This is a genomic window from Propionibacterium freudenreichii subsp. freudenreichii (genome assembly GCF_000940845.1).
GTDB classification, from domain to species: domain Bacteria; phylum Actinomycetota; class Actinomycetes; order Propionibacteriales; family Propionibacteriaceae; genus Propionibacterium; species Propionibacterium freudenreichii.
In genome coordinates this window covers 396,786-413,097 of record NZ_CP010341.1, presented here as the reverse complement: position 1 = coordinate 413,097, position 16,312 = coordinate 396,786, and the positions used below count along the sequence as shown (strand labels likewise).

Sequence of the window (16,312 nt, the reverse complement as noted above, 5' to 3'; positions counted from 1 at the left end):
GCGAGGACCCGTCACCCCGATCAGCGCTCACTGACAAGGCCACGTGGCCGCGCACGAGCCCTAGGCGTTTCCGGACCTGACAACCGCCATGACAAGGCGTTTTCGTCACGCACTGGCGATGCCGAGACGTGCCCCCACACAGCTCCCCCCGCTACGGTTAAATCCGGCGGGGCCGGCAAGGCATGCCCCCTTCATTGAGGCTGACGCCAATAGATGGGCATTTGCGACACCCGCCAAAGTCCCTCCTCACGGAGGGGCCCTTCATTGCCCCTGCGCCCAGCAAACCCGTCATGGGTAGGCTGGGCCACCACTCACAAACCCCCTCATGCGGGGGCGCCAACGGCAGGAGACCACGCACATGATCGAGAACCCGGGCCAGACCAACAATCAACCCCAGAGCGACGACACTGAACGTCCCGAGGTGCGCCTGGTGCCCGTGCAGCTCGAGATCAATGGCAGCTACGCCCTGCAGCTGGAGGACGACAAGAAGTTCCACCCCGTCGCCCAGGACATCGTCGGCCTGTGTGAACTGTTGGTGCGTCGCTCCGAGGACCTGGGCGCGCCGCTGCTCCCCTCGATCGACCAGAGCGATTCGGCCAATGAGGTGGCACTGGCCAATGCCGCGCCGTTTCCGATCATCTCCGACCGCTACGGCACGCTCGAGGTGCCCGTCGACATGGCCGGCTTCCTCAAGAGCATGGACGAGTCCACCCCGTACACCGGCGAGCTGCTGGGCACCGACCTCATGCACATCGGCCAGATGATGAAGGAACTGAGCATCAAGACCGGAATCCAGTGGGTTCCGATGCCCGTCGGTAAGGCCGAGAACGGCGAACTGGGCACGATGACCCCCGATCAGCAGTAGGAATCGTCGCGGGGCGGCTACCTCCGAGACCGGGTCAGCCGCGCAACAGGCACTTGCTGAATGCGCCGCGTCCCGACCCGGAATCCGAGCCCCACACCTGTCCGTCCACCAGGATCTGGCAGCTCACCTCGGCGTCAGCGTCGCCTCCCGACAGGCTCTTGACCTTGAGGAAGACGCCGTCCAGGTTCTTCACGCGCTCCTCGTGTGACCAGCTCTGCGTCATATCGGCGCGCGTTCCTTCACCGTCGGTGACGCGGTAGACCACGAAACCGGGACGATTCGTCGTCGCCCGGAACTCAATGACGTGCTCGGAGTCGGGCTTCTCCTCCTCCACCATCGCCGCACGGCTGGCGACCGCCCCACTCGATGTGGTCGACACGGGGGCCGGCGCCACCGGCGAGGGATTCGTGTCGGGCGTGGACGCGTTGCGGGTGGTCACCACGATGGCGCCGGCGATGAGCACCACCAGCACGACGCCGATCGCGATCAGCACGGTGCGCAGGGTCACCTTCGGGCGGGGATCATGTGACGGACGGGGGGTGTCGGACACGGGGGTGTCTCCTGTTCGGCGATCAGTTCACGGCAGGTGTGGCCGGTTGGCGCTGGGTGGGCGGCGCGTCATGACAACGCGTCCAAGCAACATAGCGGCACGCCCGCCCAGCCTGGACACCACCTCGGACCTGCGCCCGGACGCCACCACCGGCGCACCGCTGCGGAACCTTACCCGGATTGGCCTACTGCTGCCGCCGAGAAAACCGCCATCTCTGGCTGCAGGAGGGCCCCGATCACACCCGGGACGCCGGTGTCAGCTGCGGGCCACCACGATCTTGCCCAGGGCGTGCCCACTCTCGACCACCCGGTGCGCTTCGCGGAGCTGGGCGGCATCAAAGGGTTGCAGGGCACGGGTAAGGGTGGTGCGCACGCGGCCGGTATCCACCAGTTCGGCGATGCGTTCCAGGATTTCGTGCTGGCGGATCAGGTCCGGAGCGTGGAACATGGAGCGGGCGAACATGAATTCCCAATGCCACGTGAGCGCCTTGTTCTTCAGGGCGTAGTAATCAAGTTCTGGTTCGTCGTCAATGGCGACGATTTGCCCGAAGGGGCGCAATACCTTGATGAACAAGGGGATCTGGCCGCGACTATGCGCGCTGAAGACATCATCGACACCGCCCGGCGCCAATTCCACGATCTGGTCGGCAAAGTCATCGTCATGGTAGTTGAGCACGTGGTCGGCACCCAGGTCGACGGCCCATTGCGTGGACTCCTCGCGTGATGCGGCCGCGATCACCGTGACGTGGGTGAGCTGCTTGGCGAGCTGGATGAGCACCGAGCCGACGCCTCCCGACGAACCGAGCACGAGCAACGTCCCGGAACTGTCGGCGGTGAGGCGCAGCTTGTCGAACAGGGCCTCGTAGGCGGTCAGGCTGGTGAGGGGAAGCGCAGCGGCCGCGGCGAAGTCGAGGGTGTGGGGCTTATGCCCCACGATACGCTCGTCGACGAGCTGCAACTCCGCATCGGAAGCCCGCGCGGGTGAGGTCACCAGCGTAGAACACCTCGTCACCGGGCGCGAAGAGCGTCACCTCAGGTCCGACGCCCTGCACGACGCCGGCGGCGTCCCAGCCCAGGACCTTCCCGTCGCTGGGCTTGCCGCCCGAACGCACCTTGGTATCCACCGGGTTCACCTATGTGGCGTGGACCTCCACCAGCAGGTCGTGCCCCTCGGGGGCCGCCGGGGCGTCGACGGTGGCGTCCACAAGGCTGTTCGACCCGTCGAGCGGGCCCCCGTCGCGGGTGACGACTGCGTGCATCGTGCGTGCCATGAGTGCTCCTGTTCCGGGGCGCGCCGAATCGCGCCCCTACAAGAACCAACCCATGGGGCCGTCGACTATTCCGGGGAGTGGTCGGGACGCGTCCACGCGGGCTCTCGGCAGGCTCAGATGTTGTCGATGTATTCGCGGGTGAGGCGGGCGGCGTCATCGATGGACAGGTCGCCCTGGGCCAGTTGTTCGCGCAGTGCCTCGAGGTGTCCCCGCGATGGCGAGGTGCGGGTCGCGGGCGGGGTGGCGCTGAGGTGGTGCTTCACGGCAGGTGCGATGGGCACGAGTTCGGTCGAGGTGATCTTCTCGTGGGCCCGACCTGTCGTTGTCGGTTCGGTATCCGGTGTGGTGCTCATCATGGCGCCTCCTTCGCATGCATTCATGGAACGTCGAATGGGGCGGATCTGTTCCCACGACATTTCGCGCTGAGTGCCGAGGTCTTGTGCGCTCAGCTGCAGGTGCCGAGTTGATTGGTGATGGCGGCCTTCTCCGCCTGGGTCACCCACAGGGAGTACTTCGCCTTCACCTGCACCTGATGGGTCACATAGGTGCAACGGAATGCCTTGTTCGGTGGCAGCCAGGTAGCGGCGTCCCCATCGCTCTTCTGCTGGTTGGTGGGTCCGTCGACGGCCAGCAGGTTGAGCGGGTCGTTGGCCAGCTGGGTGCGCAGGTCGGCGCTGAGTTGTTGGGCGCCCTTCTGCCAGGCGTCGGACAGGGCGACGATGTGGTCGATCTGTACTGCGGTGGAGGTGTTCTGGCCCCGTGTGAAGTGGATGGTGGTGCCCGTGTAGGGGTCGTGCAGCACGCCGCTGGCGACCACGCAGTCGTGGGTGCCGGGCTTGTAGACCTTGTCGGTGAGGTCGCGGGCCAGGACGTCGTTGCGGGTGTCGCAGCCGTTGTGGTCGACGTCCTTCCACGCGGTACCGAACTCGCTGCGCTCATACCCCGTCTTGGGGGCACGGCCCTTCACCGGCAAGGTGTTGAGCAGCTGGCGCACGGCCTCCGCGTCGCCGGTGGCCACCGCCTCGCCTGCCGCACTGGTCTGGGTGATGGATGGCGTGGGCGTGCTTGTTGCGACGGAGGACGACGCCGACGTCGAGGGCGAGCCTGTGGTCGCGGGCGGGTCGCAACCCACCAGCACGCTGGCGGCAACGAATGCCGCCAGCGCGAGCCAGCCGGCTGATCTGTGGTGCGCCATGGATGTTCCCCCTTGTCGGTGATGACTCTAGTGAGGGGGTGTGACACGAATGGGACGAGGGGCGACCTCCCGGAGCTCCGGCAATCGCTGCCCGCACCCTGCGCCAGATCACCGAAGACGAACTACCCAGCGACGTCAGGAGCTGGTATTAATACCGTCGCGGGGCTGTCCGACAGAAGTAACTAGCCCATACTGAGCGGTATGGCGTCAACGAGGGATCATTCAAGGCATTGAAGGCCAAGCGCTACCTTCCCGAAGGCTGGACTGACGAATTGATCGAGGGCCATCATGTTCGCCCTTCGGCAGCAGGGACCGGAGGCTCTCGGGGACTCCTGTTTTGGAAACTGCCAGATTCGGTCAAAGCTGTTGAAGATGCCACTTACCGATGCTGGCAAGCCGTGGCGAGAGTGGCCTCAATGCCATTGCCACCGTCACGCCATGAAGGGGGTCGATCTCGATGGATCAGCCACGGGTGCCGCTGACCACTTCCTATGAGATGCTCGAAGTCCTGACGACGAAGTTTGGCGCCCTCCTTGATGGTTATGAGGCTCAGGGGGTGAGGGCATTCGAGGAGGCAGGAGAGCCTTACGACGCCTTGGGCCTCCTCCTGTCAGACCTCCATTTCAAGGGCGTGAAGATCCCCAAGGAGTATGCGGACAAGATCTGGTCGATCACCGATCCTGAAGATGTTGAGGATTTTGCGATGTATCTCGGTCCGCGCCCTAAGGCGTAGTTGTAGTTGTTCACGCGGTGGCAGACGCGGGCAGGACAGGAAGCCACAGCGGGCCTCTTGACGGGACTGGCTCGTTGACAAGGGTGCTGAAGAGGGGGCCCGGGGCGAGCGACCAGCCCTCCTGACGGCCGGATCACTTCAAAGGACCGGGACACCCGGGCCGTGGAGTGCAGCTGTGCGGGCCCCGCCCCACAGAGCGGAAACGTGGCGATCACCATCCAGGAGGTCGTCCCACAGGCCCGGCCGCGCACTCGGTAACCACCGCCCTGAGGGGACACATAACGTTGATCATCGACTTTCTCAATTTCAAATCAATACGGCCACGGTCAGCGTAATCTCAGAATCGACCCAACGGACCCTCCGCGATCAGATCATCCCCCTCCGGAAGAAGCCATCATGATCTGGGTGCATCTGCTGATTCTGCTCATCTTCGTCTTCCTCGGCTCACGGCTTGGAGGCGTCGGCATCGGCCTGGCGGGCGGTGCCGGAGTGCTGGTCCTGGTGGCCACAGGGCTCCATACCGACGCCGCCAAGGACGTCCCGTGGTCGGTTATCGGCATCATCATTCCGGTGATCTGCACCATTGCCGCACTACAGGTGGCCGGCGGCATGGACTACCTGGTGCACCTCACCGAGGTGCTGCTTCGTCGGCATCCGAAGCAGATCACCTATCTGGCTCCTTTCGTCACATTCATGCTGTCCCTGCTGTGCGGCACCGGACATACGGCCTATTCGGTGATTCCAGTGATCGTCGACGTGGCCAAGGAGCACGATGTGCGACCCTCGCGTCCCTTGTCGATCGCCGTGGTCGCCTCCCAGGTCGCGGTGGCCTCATCGCCCATCTCGGCCGCCACAGTGGCAATGACCACCGTGGTGGAACCGATGGGAATCGGCTATCTGCAGGTGTTGGCCGTGACGATCCCCACCACCTTCATCGGGTGTGCCGTCGGCGCCATCGTCGCATCGCGTCAGGGCAAGGAGCTCAAGGACGATCCGATCTACCAGGAACGTGAGGCAAAGGGCCTTGTGAGCCACAGCGCCGCTGCCGCAGCGCCTGACTTCAAGCCGGCCCCGAGCGCCATCCCCAGCCTGCTCATCTTCCTTGCCTCGCTGGTGGTCATCGTGGTCTGGGCCACCATCAGTTCCAAGCAGCTCGGCATCATGAGCAACCCGCCCATCAATTCTTCGTCGGCCATCATGGTGATCATGATGACCACCGCCGCCATCATTTGCGTCTTGTCACGCAAGCCGGTGTCCGAGGTCACGACACAGTCCACTTTCCGCGCTGGCATGACTGCCGCCATCTGCATCATGGGCGTGGCCTGGCTCGGCACCACCTTCTTCAACAATTACATGTCCCAGATCACGACAGTTGGTTCCAGCCTGCTGCACCAGGTGCCGTGGCTCTATGCAGTGATCCTCTACTTCTGCGCACCCCTGTTGTTCTCCCATGCGGCCACGACCGCGGCATTCATGCCGGTTGCCGCCAAGATCGGCCTGACTGCCACGACGATGCTCGCCTGCTATCCGGCGGTCGCCAACTACTATCTGCTGCCGAATTACCCCACGACGGTCGCGGCGATCGAAATGGACGACACCGGATCGACCCGGGTGGGACGCTTTGTGCTGAATCACCCGTTCGTGATTCCGGGGACGGTGTCGATTGCCGTCGCCGTGGCCCTCGGCTTCTTCTGGGCGCCGATCGTCGCCTGACACGCGGGCGACTACCGCGACTTCAACGCTTCCCACGCGTTGGCCGCCCACACAGCCGCCCCCTAGATGTACTTCCCCGTGACGTTGTGAACGCGGGCTGAGGGAGTCTGGCCGCCGATCCCGGTGTGGGGTCTGTGGTGATTGTAGTGATGGAGCCAGGTCTCGTAGGCTGCGGCGCGCTCGGCTTCGCTGGCGTAGGGCTTCGCGTAGGCCCACTCGACGGCGAGGGTTCGGTTGAACCGCTCGACCTTGCCGTTGGTCTGCGGCCGGTATGGCCGGGTCCACTTGTGCTTCACCTCGTCGCCGAGCGCGTCAGCGAAGGCGCCTGACCGGTAGCAGGAACCGTTGTCGGTCATCACCGCGGTGACTGTGACGCCCAGGCCTGCGAAGAACGCGTTCGCGCGGGTCCAGAACCCCGCTGCGGTCTCTTTGCGCTCGTCGTCAAGGATCTCTGAGTACGCGATCCGGGAGTGGTCGTCCACGGCGTGGTGCAGATACCGGTAGCCGCGAGAGCCGGCTGCCCCGGCACGGGCTGCCTTGTCGCGGGCCACTCCCGCGTGACGGTCCTGCATGGATCCGCGACCGTGGGCACGCCACCCGCCGCCGTCGGGGATCCGGCCTTGTTTCTTGATATCTACGTGCACGAGCTGGCCCGGCGCGGCGACCTCGTACCGTGTCGGCTTCGGGCGGCGAACCGGCAGCCCGGTGGCCTGGTCGATGTTGATCAGCTTCGGCATCTTGTATCGGGCGAGCACCCGACCGACCGTGGAACGGTGCAACCGCAGGTGATACGCGATCCGGTGCGGACCCCACCGGCGAGTGAACCGCAACGCGACGATCCGATGCTCCGTCTTACGCGAAAGCCGGTTCGGTGACGAGGTGGGCCTCGAACTACGGTCGATCAACGGCAGCCCTGCCCGGTACCTGTCGGCCCACCGCTTCACCGTCGCGGGCGAGCACTGGAACCGTTCCGCCGCCCGCCGCAACGACCAGCCCTGTTCCACGACGAGAACAGCAAGACGACGACGCCCTTCCGGTGTCAAGGGTGCGTTAGCGTGAGTCACGAAGACCTCCGTGGTCAGGAGAGTGAGTGTGGTAACCCACATCCTGCCCGGAGGTCTTCGCTACCTCACCCGTTCACAACCTCCCGGGGAAGTACACCTAGAGCACAACACACGGGAAGATGCGCCTGCCCTTTCTGACGGTCCGATATTCCAGGGGTGCGGGCATCTACCCGCCCCCTGGAATAGCCCTCGGCAATTCGCACCAACGCTCCCCTACCCACGCATATCGGACTGGCCACCGCACTCGCCCGAACCCGTTACCCTGGCCGGGTGGCAGACGATCCCAACAACGACATGGCTCCGGGCCTCTACGAGACCCCGCTCACCGAGGAACTCCAGGCGCGCGTCGAACGCACGGGATTGCAGGCCACCAGCAAGCCCATTCCCGCCGAACGGCGCGATGCGGCGCTGTCGGGCTCGGTGCAGCGGACCCTGCGCGAGCATCTGAACGCCCTGCCGGAGGCACCCCACAAGGCGGTGTACACAACCAACGAACTCCTTCGGCAGATCGCCGGCCCCAGTGCCCAGCTGGTCACTGACTCCAGCGGCGATCCGATGGAGCTCCAGTCGCTCACCGACGGCCGTCCGCGCTATGCCACGCGTCCGCTGACGCCGCTCAACGAGTCGACCCTGATCACCAACGCACGCCGTGACGAGTCCCTGGCACAGGCGCTCAACCTCGAGCTCGCCACCGCTGACCGCGTCGACCTGCTGTGCGCCTTCGTCAAGTGGTCGGGCATCCAATCGATCATGGACACGCTGGCGATGCTGCACGAGCAGGGCGTGCCAGTCCGCCTGCTCACCACCACGTACATGGGCGCCACGGACGCCACGGCGATCCACCGGTTGGCCGATGAGCTCGGTTTCCAGGTGAAGGTGAACTACAACACCGGAACCACGCGCCTGCATGCGAAGTCATGGATGATCTACCGCAATTCCGGATTCCATACCGCTTTCATCGGCAGCTCGAATCTGTCGCACGCCGCAATGGTCGACGGCCTGGAATGGAATGTCAGGGTCTCGGCGGTCAACGAACTGGCATTGTTCTCCAAGCTCGGGACCGCTTTTGACACCTATTGGGACGATCCGAAATTCGAGCCCTACCTACCCGGGCGCGACGACGAGCGGCTGGCCACCAGCCTCAAGCAGGCCGTTACCCAACCGGGCCGGCACTTTGATGCCGCGTTCCTCGACATCCAGCCGCAGCCCCACCAGCGGATCATGCTCGACGACCTTGCCCACGAGCGCCAGCAGGACTTCCACCGCAACCTGGTGGTCGCCGCCACAGGCACGGGCAAGACGGTGCTGGCCGCGCTGGACTACCTGCGGCTGTGCGGCGACAAGCCCGGCTCGCTCTCGCTGCTGTTCGTGGCCCACCGCAAGGAAATCCTGGAGCAGGCCCGCAGTACCTACGCCCACGTGCTCAACGACGCCAACTTCGGCGAACTCCTGGTCGGCGGCGAACACCCGACCGAGCATCGCCACGTCTTCGCGTCCGTGCAATCCCTGAGCCGCATGAACCTCGACGCGCTTGATCCCACCGCCTTCGACGTGATGGTGATCGACGAATTCCACCACGCCGAGGCGGCAACATATCGCCGCATCCTTGACCATTTCCAGCCCCGCGAGCTCCTGGGTCTGACGGCAACCCCCGAACGCGCTGACGGCGTCAATGTCGCCTCCTTCTTCGGTGATCGGATCGCCTCGGAATTGCGCCTGTGGGACGCCCTCGACGGCGACCTGCTGGCGCCATTCCATTACTTCGTGCAGTGGGACGACACCGACCTGCGCGGCGTCAAGGCCAGCGGCGGCGAATACCAGGCCGGTGAGTTGTCACGGCTCTACACGGACAATGACGGCCGCTCCCGGCTCGTGCTGGCGGCGATGCGCCACCGCATCCTGGATCCCACGCGCATGAAGGCGCTCGCCTTCTGCGTGAGCGTGGAGCACGCGCACTACATGGCGGATGTGTTGAGCCAGGCCGGCGTGCCATCGGTTGCATTGTCGGGGCAGTCGTCTCGGGAAATCCGCGAGGCGGCCATCCGCGATCTGCGGGAGGGCAGGCTGGCCTGCTTGTGCACCGTGGACCTGTTCAACGAGGGCATCGACATCCCGTCGATCGACACGGTGATCATGCTGCGTCCGACCCAATCGGCCACGATTTTCCTGCAACAGCTGGGACGCGGTCTGCGTCGGGCACCGGGAAAGTCGGTGCTCACCGTGTTGGACTTCGTGGGACACCAGCGCGAGGACTTCAGCTTCGAACCCCGCCTGCGGGCCTTGACCGGCCAGGGACGCAAGCAGCTGGTCGACTCTGTGGAGAAGGGGTTCAGCGAGCTGCCGGCGGGCTGCGAGATCCAGTTCGACAAGATGTCGCAGAAGGAAGTCCTGAAGAATGTGAAGAGGCAGCTGGCCACCACCACGCTGCGCCTGGTGAATGAGTTCGCGGACTACGCCCGCCGCTCCGCCAGCCCGACGGAGTATTCGCTGCGTCGGTTCCTTGCCGAGTCCGGACTGACCCTCGGATCCATCTTTGGCCGGTCCAAGTTCCGCGGCGAGCCGGTGGAGATGACCTTCATCCGGCATCGGGCGGGGCTCGCAACGACCATCGACGTCAGCCCCACCGGGGCCTATCTGCGTGGTCGGGTGCGCAATTTCGCCCATGTCGACGATCCGGCGCGCGCCCAGGCATATGTGGCCCTGAGCTCACCGCAGGGCCCACAATGGGACAACCTGGGGCCCATGCAGCGCATCGCCGCGGAGATGCTGTTCTATTCGGTGTGGCCCAAGGGCCGCGATCAGGACGACCAGCTCATTGGCAGCATCCGCGACGGCCTCGACGTGTTGCGGGCTCATGGCTGGTTCTCCGATGAGCTGCGGGAAGTCATGGAATCCTCGGTCGACGCATCTCGCGCCGTGTTCGAAAGGCCCGGGGGAAACCTGGCCGGCACCCCGTTGGTGGTGCACGGCACCTACCGACGCGAGGAGTTGCTGGCGGCGATCGGCGTGGGCCGGGCCGATGGTGACGCGCGGATGCCCGGGGATGTCCGCGAGGGGGTCGTCTGGGTTGAGTCGACCGGAATCGGCGCATTGAGCGTGCAGTTGGAGAAGGACTCGGATACCTTCACCGACAGCACCATGTATGCGGACTACGCAATCAACGACACGCTGTTCCACTGGCAGTCGCAATCGGCAACCACCCCGGGCAGTTCAAGCGGCCGACGCCTGCTTGGCGAGCATGCCCAGAGCTTTGACCTTGCACTGTTCGTGCGCCAGCGCGGCAACGACGACCTCGGCAAGGGAGCGCCGTACACATTCCTGGGCCTGGTCGATCTGGTGAGTTACAGCGGTTCCAAGCCGATCAGCATCACATGGCGCCTTCGCCGGCCCATGCCCCAGGGCCTGTACCTGGCGGCACGGGCCGCCGCGACCTGATCAGTGGAGGTTGCGATCGGCTGCGTCACCCGAACGGAGCTGAGCACACCATGCCATGGCCTCGGGGCGCAGGTCAGGGTCGAAGGCGGGATCGTCCAGCAGGACCCCAGTCGCCTCCAGAAGGGGTTCCGGAATCCTGATCTCGTCCAGCAAGGCGAATTGGAGGCCGAGGTGGATCGCAAAGTCGGGATCCCCTTGACGGTGCGCACTGCAGTGACTCATCGCCACACATGCGGGCACCCTGCATGGCCTCAGTGAAGCAGGCCCCACTGACAGTTTCTGGCCAACAAGGTTCCCGGTAGGTCGAAATCGCCCGACGACAGCGGCGCGGGGAGGTTGGGGATCGCCCGCTTGCCCGGCACTTGCGCCCACCACAGGCACAAGAACTGTCAGTGGCCGCCCCTAGCGTCGTGGCACACGACACCCGGAGCCACGGCAGCCATTCAGAATGACACCCGACCCGGGACGCTTTTGAAAGGCACCACAATGGACAAAATGAGAGTCCTCACACTCCTGACCATGGCTTTTACCACTTTCACGATGTGGCTACCAAACGGGGTCTTCTCAGATGAGGGTGTAGGTCGGCCGGGCGCGTCGGTCCGCAGATAGACGTCGAGGTCTCCCGACGATGGAGGTTCCTACGCCATCCATCCGAAAGACCTCGACGTGTCCGACGCTACCCCGCCGGCCGGCTTCGGCCGCCCTGACCTGACCGCCTTCGCTCGACTCGACGGCCTCGGTCTGAGCGTGACCGGACAACGACTTGAACCGGATCGTGCGGTCCTCGCGTGCCGCGTGGTGGAACCAGATCAGTGGTGCCGACGGTGCGGCAGCGAAGGCGCTGCTCGTGACACCGTGATCCGGCGGTTGGCCCACGAGCCGCTGGGCTGGCGACCGACCGTGCTGGAAGTTGTAGTGCGCCGCTACCGCTGTGCCGACTGCGGACACGTGTGGCGCCAAGACACCAGCGCCGCGGCGGAGCCACGCGCGAAGCTCTCGCGCACCGGGCTGCGGTGGGCGCTGGAAGGGATCGTGGTCGCACACCTCACCGTCGCCCGTGTCGCCGAGGGACTCGGGGTCGCGTGGGACACCGCCAACAACGCGGTCCTGGCTGAAGGCAAGCGGCTGCTGATCAACGACCCCACGCGGTTTGAGGGCGTGAAGGTCATTGGCGTCGATGAGCACGTCTGGCGCCACACCAGGCGTGGCGACAAGTACGTCACCGTGATCATCGACCTCACCCCGGTCCGCGATGGCGCCGGCCCAGCAAGGCTGCTGGACATGGTCGAGGGCCGGTCGAAGGCGGCGTTCAAGACCTGGCTCGCCGACCGCGACGACGCCTTCCGTGACGCGGTCGAGGTGGTCGCGATGGACGGCTTCACCGGGTTCAAGACCGCCGCTGCAGAGGAGATCCCGGACGCGGTCACGGTGATGGATCCCTTCCACGTCGTGCGCCTGGCCGGTGACGCCCTCGACAGGTGCCGGCGCCGGGTCCAACTCGCGATCCACGGGCACCGTGGGTTCAGGGACGACCCGCTCTACAAGTCGCGGCGCACGCTGCACACCGGCGCGGACCTGCTCACCGACAAGCAGAGCGACAGGCTACGCGCGCTGTTCGTTGATGACGCTCACGTCGAGGTCGAGGCGACCTGGGGTGTCTACCAGCGCATGATCGCCGCCTATCGCCACGAGGACCGGCAACGTGGCCGCGAGCTCATGGAGAAGCTGATCACCGACCTCAGCGCCGGCGTCCCCAAGGTGCTCACCGAGCTCACCACCCTGGGCCGGACCCTGAAGAAGCGAGCCGCTGACGTGCTCGCCTACTTCGAACGACCCGGCACCAGCAACGGGCCGACCGAGGCGCTCAACGGACGGCTCGAACACCTGCGCGGCTCCGCACTCGGGTTCCGCAACCTGACCAACTACATCGCCCGAAGCCTGCTCGAGACCGGCGGCTTCAGACCCCAACTCCTACACCCCCGATTGGGATGAGCCACCAAACGGGCTCTTCACGAACGAGGGTGTAGCGGGTTGAGCGTGTCGGTGGCCGGGTAGGGGTCGAGGTCTCCCTGAGGATGGAAGTTCTCACACTCGCCATCTGCCGGAAGACCTCGACGTGTCACACCCTACTTTCACTACACCTTGCCTGACCACGTTCTGCGGTCTCGACGAGCTCGGCCTGGAGGCTGTCGGGCAGCGTCTGGACCCGGATCGGGCGGTGATCGAGTGCCGTGTCGTGGAGCCGGACCGGTGGTGCCGCGAGTGTGGATGCGAGGGCGCCCCGCGCGACACGGTGATCCGTCGGCTCGCGCATGAGCCGTTCGGGCATCGGCCCACGACCCTGCTGATCCGGGTCCGGCGCTACAAATGCTGCGGGTGTGGGCGGGTCTGGCGGCAGGACACCACGGCCGCCGCGCCGGTACGGGCGAAGATCTCCCGCGGTGGGTTGGCGTGGGGGCTGGCGGGCTTGGTCCTCGATCATCTCTCGGTCACGCGTGTCGCGGCAGGGCTGGGGGTGTCCTGGTCCGCCGCGAACGACGCGATCCTCGCCGAGGGCCGCCGGCGGCTGATCGATGACCCGGCGCGGTTCGAGGGCGTGACCACGATCGGCGTCGACGAGCACGTGTGGCGACACACCCGCCACGGCGACACGTACGTGACCGTGATCATCGACCTGACCCCGGTGCGCGACAAGACCGGCCCGGCACGGCTGCTGGACATGGTCGCCGGACGCTCGAAAGCCGTGTTCAAGACCTGGCTCGCCGCCAGACCGAAGCCCTGGCGAGAGGGGATCGAGGTCGTCGCCATGGACGGATTCACCGGGTTCAAGACCGCCGCCGCCGAAGAACTGCCCGACGCGGCCCCGGTCATGGATCCGTTCCACGTGATCCGGCTCGCCGGTGACGCGCTGGAGAACTGCCGACGCCGGGTACAGCACGACGTCTTCGGCCGGCGGGGCATGAAGGGCGATCCGCCCTACCAGGCCAGACGGACCCTGCTCACCGGTGCCGGTCTGCTCACCGACAAGCAGCAGGCGCGGCTAGATGCCCTGTTCGTCGACGACAGGCACGTCGAGGTCGAAGCGACGTGGGGCATCTACCAAGACATGATCACCGCCTACCGGGACAAGGACCGCGGCCTGGGCAGATTCTTCCTCGCGCACACGATCGACAAGATCAGCGCCAGCGTCCCGGAGCAGCTCGTCGAGATCCGCAAACTCGCCCGCACCCTCACACAGCGCGCTTCGGACGTGCTCGGCTACTTCGACCGCCCCGGCACCAGCAACGGCCCCACCGAAGCGATCAACGGCCGACTCGAACACCTCCGCGGCACGGCCCTCGGCTTCCGCAACCTCAGCCACTACATCGCTCGGTCGCTGCTCGAAGCCGGCGGATTCAGACCCGCGCTACACCCTCGTTCGTGAAGAGCCGTGGGCCTTCGACTCATCCACGAAGACCCACTCACCCCGACCGAACGACATGGCTCGACCGTACACATCCCCGGGATGGTTCGGCACGACACCCCTCCTGCGGACGCCGCGGCGATGATAGGAGCATTCACCCTGTTTCATTGTGTCCGTGCTGCGATGCAAGCAGTCGAATCACGCGTTGCCGCACGATCGAATCGGCCGATTCCCACATCGGTGGACAACGTGAAGAGCTCACGCGATGAGATGGCAACGTCCGATCCTTTGGGATCGAACGTTTCTTAGGTACACTCTTGTTTAAACTATCTGGGAGGTGGATATGGCATTCGAGGTCTTCAACAAGCGCGTCGCTCCGCTGGGCAAGGAGCCGAGCGTGACGATCCAGAAGCGAGGGATCTTCTCCTTCAACGGTGCTGCCCACAAGTTGATCGACAACGCCGAAACCGTGGAGCTCCTCTTCGACAGGGAGAACAACATCATCGGCATCCGGCCGGCAACGGCCTCACCGAACGCCTACCAGATCCGCACTCAGCCCAAGAGCAGGACGGGGCTCACGCTTTTGTCGGCCTCGGCGTTCACTCAGTACTACGGGATCGACACGAGCGTGAGTCGACGGTGGCGTCCCACGCTGAAGGACGGGATCTTGTGCATCGACCTCAACGGCGACAGCGCCGAGGTCCACGGCAACAGGAAACCGGCGGCATCCTCGAAGGAGGGATCGCCGACCCCATAAGAATGTGACGGCCCGGGACTGCTCGAACAGTCCCGGGCCGCCTCTGGCCCAAGGGGCGCAGATGATGACTTGTGAGTCTTCACCAGCGTAGCGGAGTTTCCTGTGGCACAAGCCACTGCTTCCCCCTTGGGCAACAACCCAGGAGGCAACACGCCTTGTCAAACATCAGTACCTACTACGGGATCCCCGGTCCGGTCCCATTCCTCGACGTCGATGTGACGGGAGACAACCTCCTGTTCCTCGACCCTCATGCCATCCGCATCTCAGGAGGTCCGGAACCATACGCGCAGATGGCCGCCACAGACATGGACACGTTCTTCTCGGAGGTGACGCGCTGCATCCTGGACGGAGGTGAGGATACACATAGACACGGCCTGGATTTGCTCCAGCACTTCCATGAGCCAAGCGAGACGTGCCTCGGCATGACAAGAACCGGTACACACGGCCACGGCGGTGCAGACCAGGTCGGCACCTTGATCTGGGACACACTTCTTGGAAACGTTGAAGCACTGGTTCGAATCGGTGTGCTGCGTCATCTTGAAGAACTTCCGATGTTCGTTGAAGGCATCGACCGAGACATCACTTCCGACATCACTACCCGGATCGTTTTCGACCCGCTCATGCAGTTCACCGCAGCGATGCTCGACATCTACCCGCAGTTCACGGCTGGCTCTCACCACACCGAGTCCGTCGAACGACCGGTTTGGGATCGGCACGCCATGCGATGGACAACAGCTCGTGGTCGGTTGCCCGTCGCAAACGACCGCCCGCTCCTCCTGGTCCCCAAGGGATGGGCCCGACGGAATCTCCTCATGTCAGCTCGCCGCTACTACGAGACCACCGTGCTCTCCTACGTTCAGTTCACGCAGGCCGTGCTCACCTCCGACGGCAAATGGCTGAAGACACCCAAGGACGTCCTCCAGAGGAGGGCCGAGCTGAAACCCGTCCGACAGGCGAACGTCGCCAAGACACTCCATGCCTTCGACGATGAGCAAGACCTCATAGCCGCATTCGAGCGGTTCGTCGACGAGCGCGTCGATGACACCACCGAGGACGGCACAGCGGCCTAGCAGATGGTGGTGGCCATGGTCACAGACGAGCGTGCGTATGTGACCATGGCCACCACTGTGCAGGGCCGGTGCGCCACGTCCAGCCCAGGGCTACCCCGCCCCCGCCCCGCATCTGGATCGCCTGGGAGTCCTGGTCGATTTGTGATGTCCTGACCGAGCCAGGAGTCCGAATCGCACTGAGCAGCTGATCCGCCCACCGGGGTATACCCCACCAGACACTCCCCCGCCCCACGGGAAACCGTGTCCAACCATGCCGC

15 protein-coding genes are annotated in these 16,312 nt (G+C 65.0%); 8 read left to right on the top strand and 7 right to left on the bottom strand.

Annotated features, from left to right (window positions below; genetic code table 11):
• Window positions 1-358: 358 nt before the first annotated feature.
• Window positions 359-865 (top strand): hypothetical protein, encoded by a 507-nt coding sequence (locus RM25_RS01660; RefSeq protein WP_013160292.1) that lies wholly within the window; start codon window positions 359-361, stop codon window positions 863-865.
• A 34-nt stretch (window positions 866-899) separates the two neighbouring features.
• Here RM25_RS01660 and RM25_RS01655 read toward each other — a convergent pair whose 3' ends face one another.
• From RM25_RS01655 to RM25_RS01640, 6 genes are all read right to left on the bottom strand, one after another.
• Window positions 900-1,415 carry a hypothetical protein gene (locus RM25_RS01655; RefSeq protein WP_044635949.1) on the bottom strand — a complete coding sequence of 172 codons (516 nt, stop codon included), beginning with the start codon at window positions 1,413-1,415 and terminating at the stop codon, window positions 900-902.
• A 255-nt stretch (window positions 1,416-1,670) separates the two neighbouring features.
• Entirely contained in the window at window positions 1,671-2,405 is a 735-nt protein-coding gene (locus RM25_RS01650; protein ID WP_196485195.1) for a zinc-binding dehydrogenase, read from the bottom strand.
• A complete protein-coding gene (locus RM25_RS13475) occupies window positions 2,338-2,526 on the bottom strand; it encodes an alcohol dehydrogenase catalytic domain-containing protein (protein ID WP_375710413.1) in 189 nt (62 codons plus the stop codon). Before RM25_RS13475 ends, RM25_RS01650 begins: the two co-directional genes overlap by 68 nt.
• 21 nt (window positions 2,527-2,547) lie before the next feature.
• Window positions 2,548-2,685, bottom strand: a complete 138-nt coding sequence (locus tag RM25_RS12945) for a hypothetical protein (protein ID WP_196485194.1) — start codon at window positions 2,683-2,685, stop codon at window positions 2,548-2,550.
• 113 nt (window positions 2,686-2,798) lie between these two features.
• Window positions 2,799-3,038, bottom strand: a complete 240-nt coding sequence (locus RM25_RS01645) for a hypothetical protein (protein WP_129931507.1) — start codon at window positions 3,036-3,038, stop codon at window positions 2,799-2,801.
• Between the two features lie 92 nt (window positions 3,039-3,130).
• On the bottom strand, window positions 3,131-3,880 hold the full coding sequence (locus RM25_RS01640) for an HNH endonuclease family protein (protein WP_044635947.1): 750 nt from the start codon (window positions 3,878-3,880) through the stop codon (window positions 3,131-3,133).
• Window positions 3,881-4,337: 457 nt separating this feature from the next.
• Between RM25_RS01640 and RM25_RS01635 the strand changes: the two genes are divergently transcribed.
• Together RM25_RS01635 and RM25_RS01630 are read left to right on the top strand one after the other, a co-directional pair.
• Window positions 4,338-4,613 (top strand): hypothetical protein, encoded by a 276-nt coding sequence (locus RM25_RS01635; protein WP_013160286.1) that lies wholly within the window; start codon window positions 4,338-4,340, stop codon window positions 4,611-4,613.
• 396 nt (window positions 4,614-5,009) lie between these two features.
• The gene (locus RM25_RS01630; protein ID WP_013160285.1) at window positions 5,010-6,326 is read left to right on the top strand and encodes an anaerobic C4-dicarboxylate transporter family protein; all 1,317 of its coding nucleotides are present in this window, start codon (window positions 5,010-5,012) and stop codon (window positions 6,324-6,326) included.
• Window positions 6,327-6,388: 62 nt separating this feature from the next.
• On the opposite strand, the gene RM25_RS01625 is transcribed toward RM25_RS01630, so the two are convergent.
• Window positions 6,389-7,390, bottom strand: a complete 1,002-nt coding sequence (locus RM25_RS01625) for an IS481-like element ISPfr17 family transposase (RefSeq protein WP_144406025.1) — start codon at window positions 7,388-7,390, stop codon at window positions 6,389-6,391.
• 270 nt (window positions 7,391-7,660) lie between these two features.
• On the opposite strand from RM25_RS01625, the gene RM25_RS01620 reads away from it, so the two are divergent.
• The 5 genes from RM25_RS01620 to RM25_RS01595 all read left to right on the top strand — a co-directional run bounded on the left by RM25_RS01620 (window position 7,661) and on the right by RM25_RS01595 (window position 16,055).
• Entirely contained in the window at window positions 7,661-10,825 is a 3,165-nt protein-coding gene (locus tag RM25_RS01620) for a DEAD/DEAH box helicase (RefSeq protein WP_196488118.1), read from the top strand.
• A 666-nt stretch (window positions 10,826-11,491) separates the two neighbouring features.
• Window positions 11,492-12,817 (top strand): ISL3-like element ISPfr2 family transposase, encoded by a 1,326-nt coding sequence (locus RM25_RS01610; RefSeq protein WP_026138135.1) that lies wholly within the window; start codon window positions 11,492-11,494, stop codon window positions 12,815-12,817.
• 124 nt (window positions 12,818-12,941) lie between these two features.
• Window positions 12,942-14,249, top strand: a complete 1,308-nt coding sequence (locus RM25_RS01605; RefSeq protein ID WP_044635944.1) for an ISL3-like element ISPfr1 family transposase — start codon at window positions 12,942-12,944, stop codon at window positions 14,247-14,249.
• Between the two features lie 322 nt (window positions 14,250-14,571).
• Complete coding sequence (locus tag RM25_RS01600) at window positions 14,572-14,985, top strand: hypothetical protein (protein ID WP_036940401.1); 414 nt, start codon at window positions 14,572-14,574, stop codon at window positions 14,983-14,985.
• Window positions 14,986-15,140: 155 nt separating this feature from the next.
• Window positions 15,141-16,055: a DUF8370 family protein gene (locus RM25_RS01595; RefSeq protein WP_044635943.1), complete on the top strand. Its 915-nt coding sequence runs from the start codon at window positions 15,141-15,143 to the stop codon at window positions 16,053-16,055.
• Window positions 16,056-16,312: the final 257 nt, after the last annotated feature.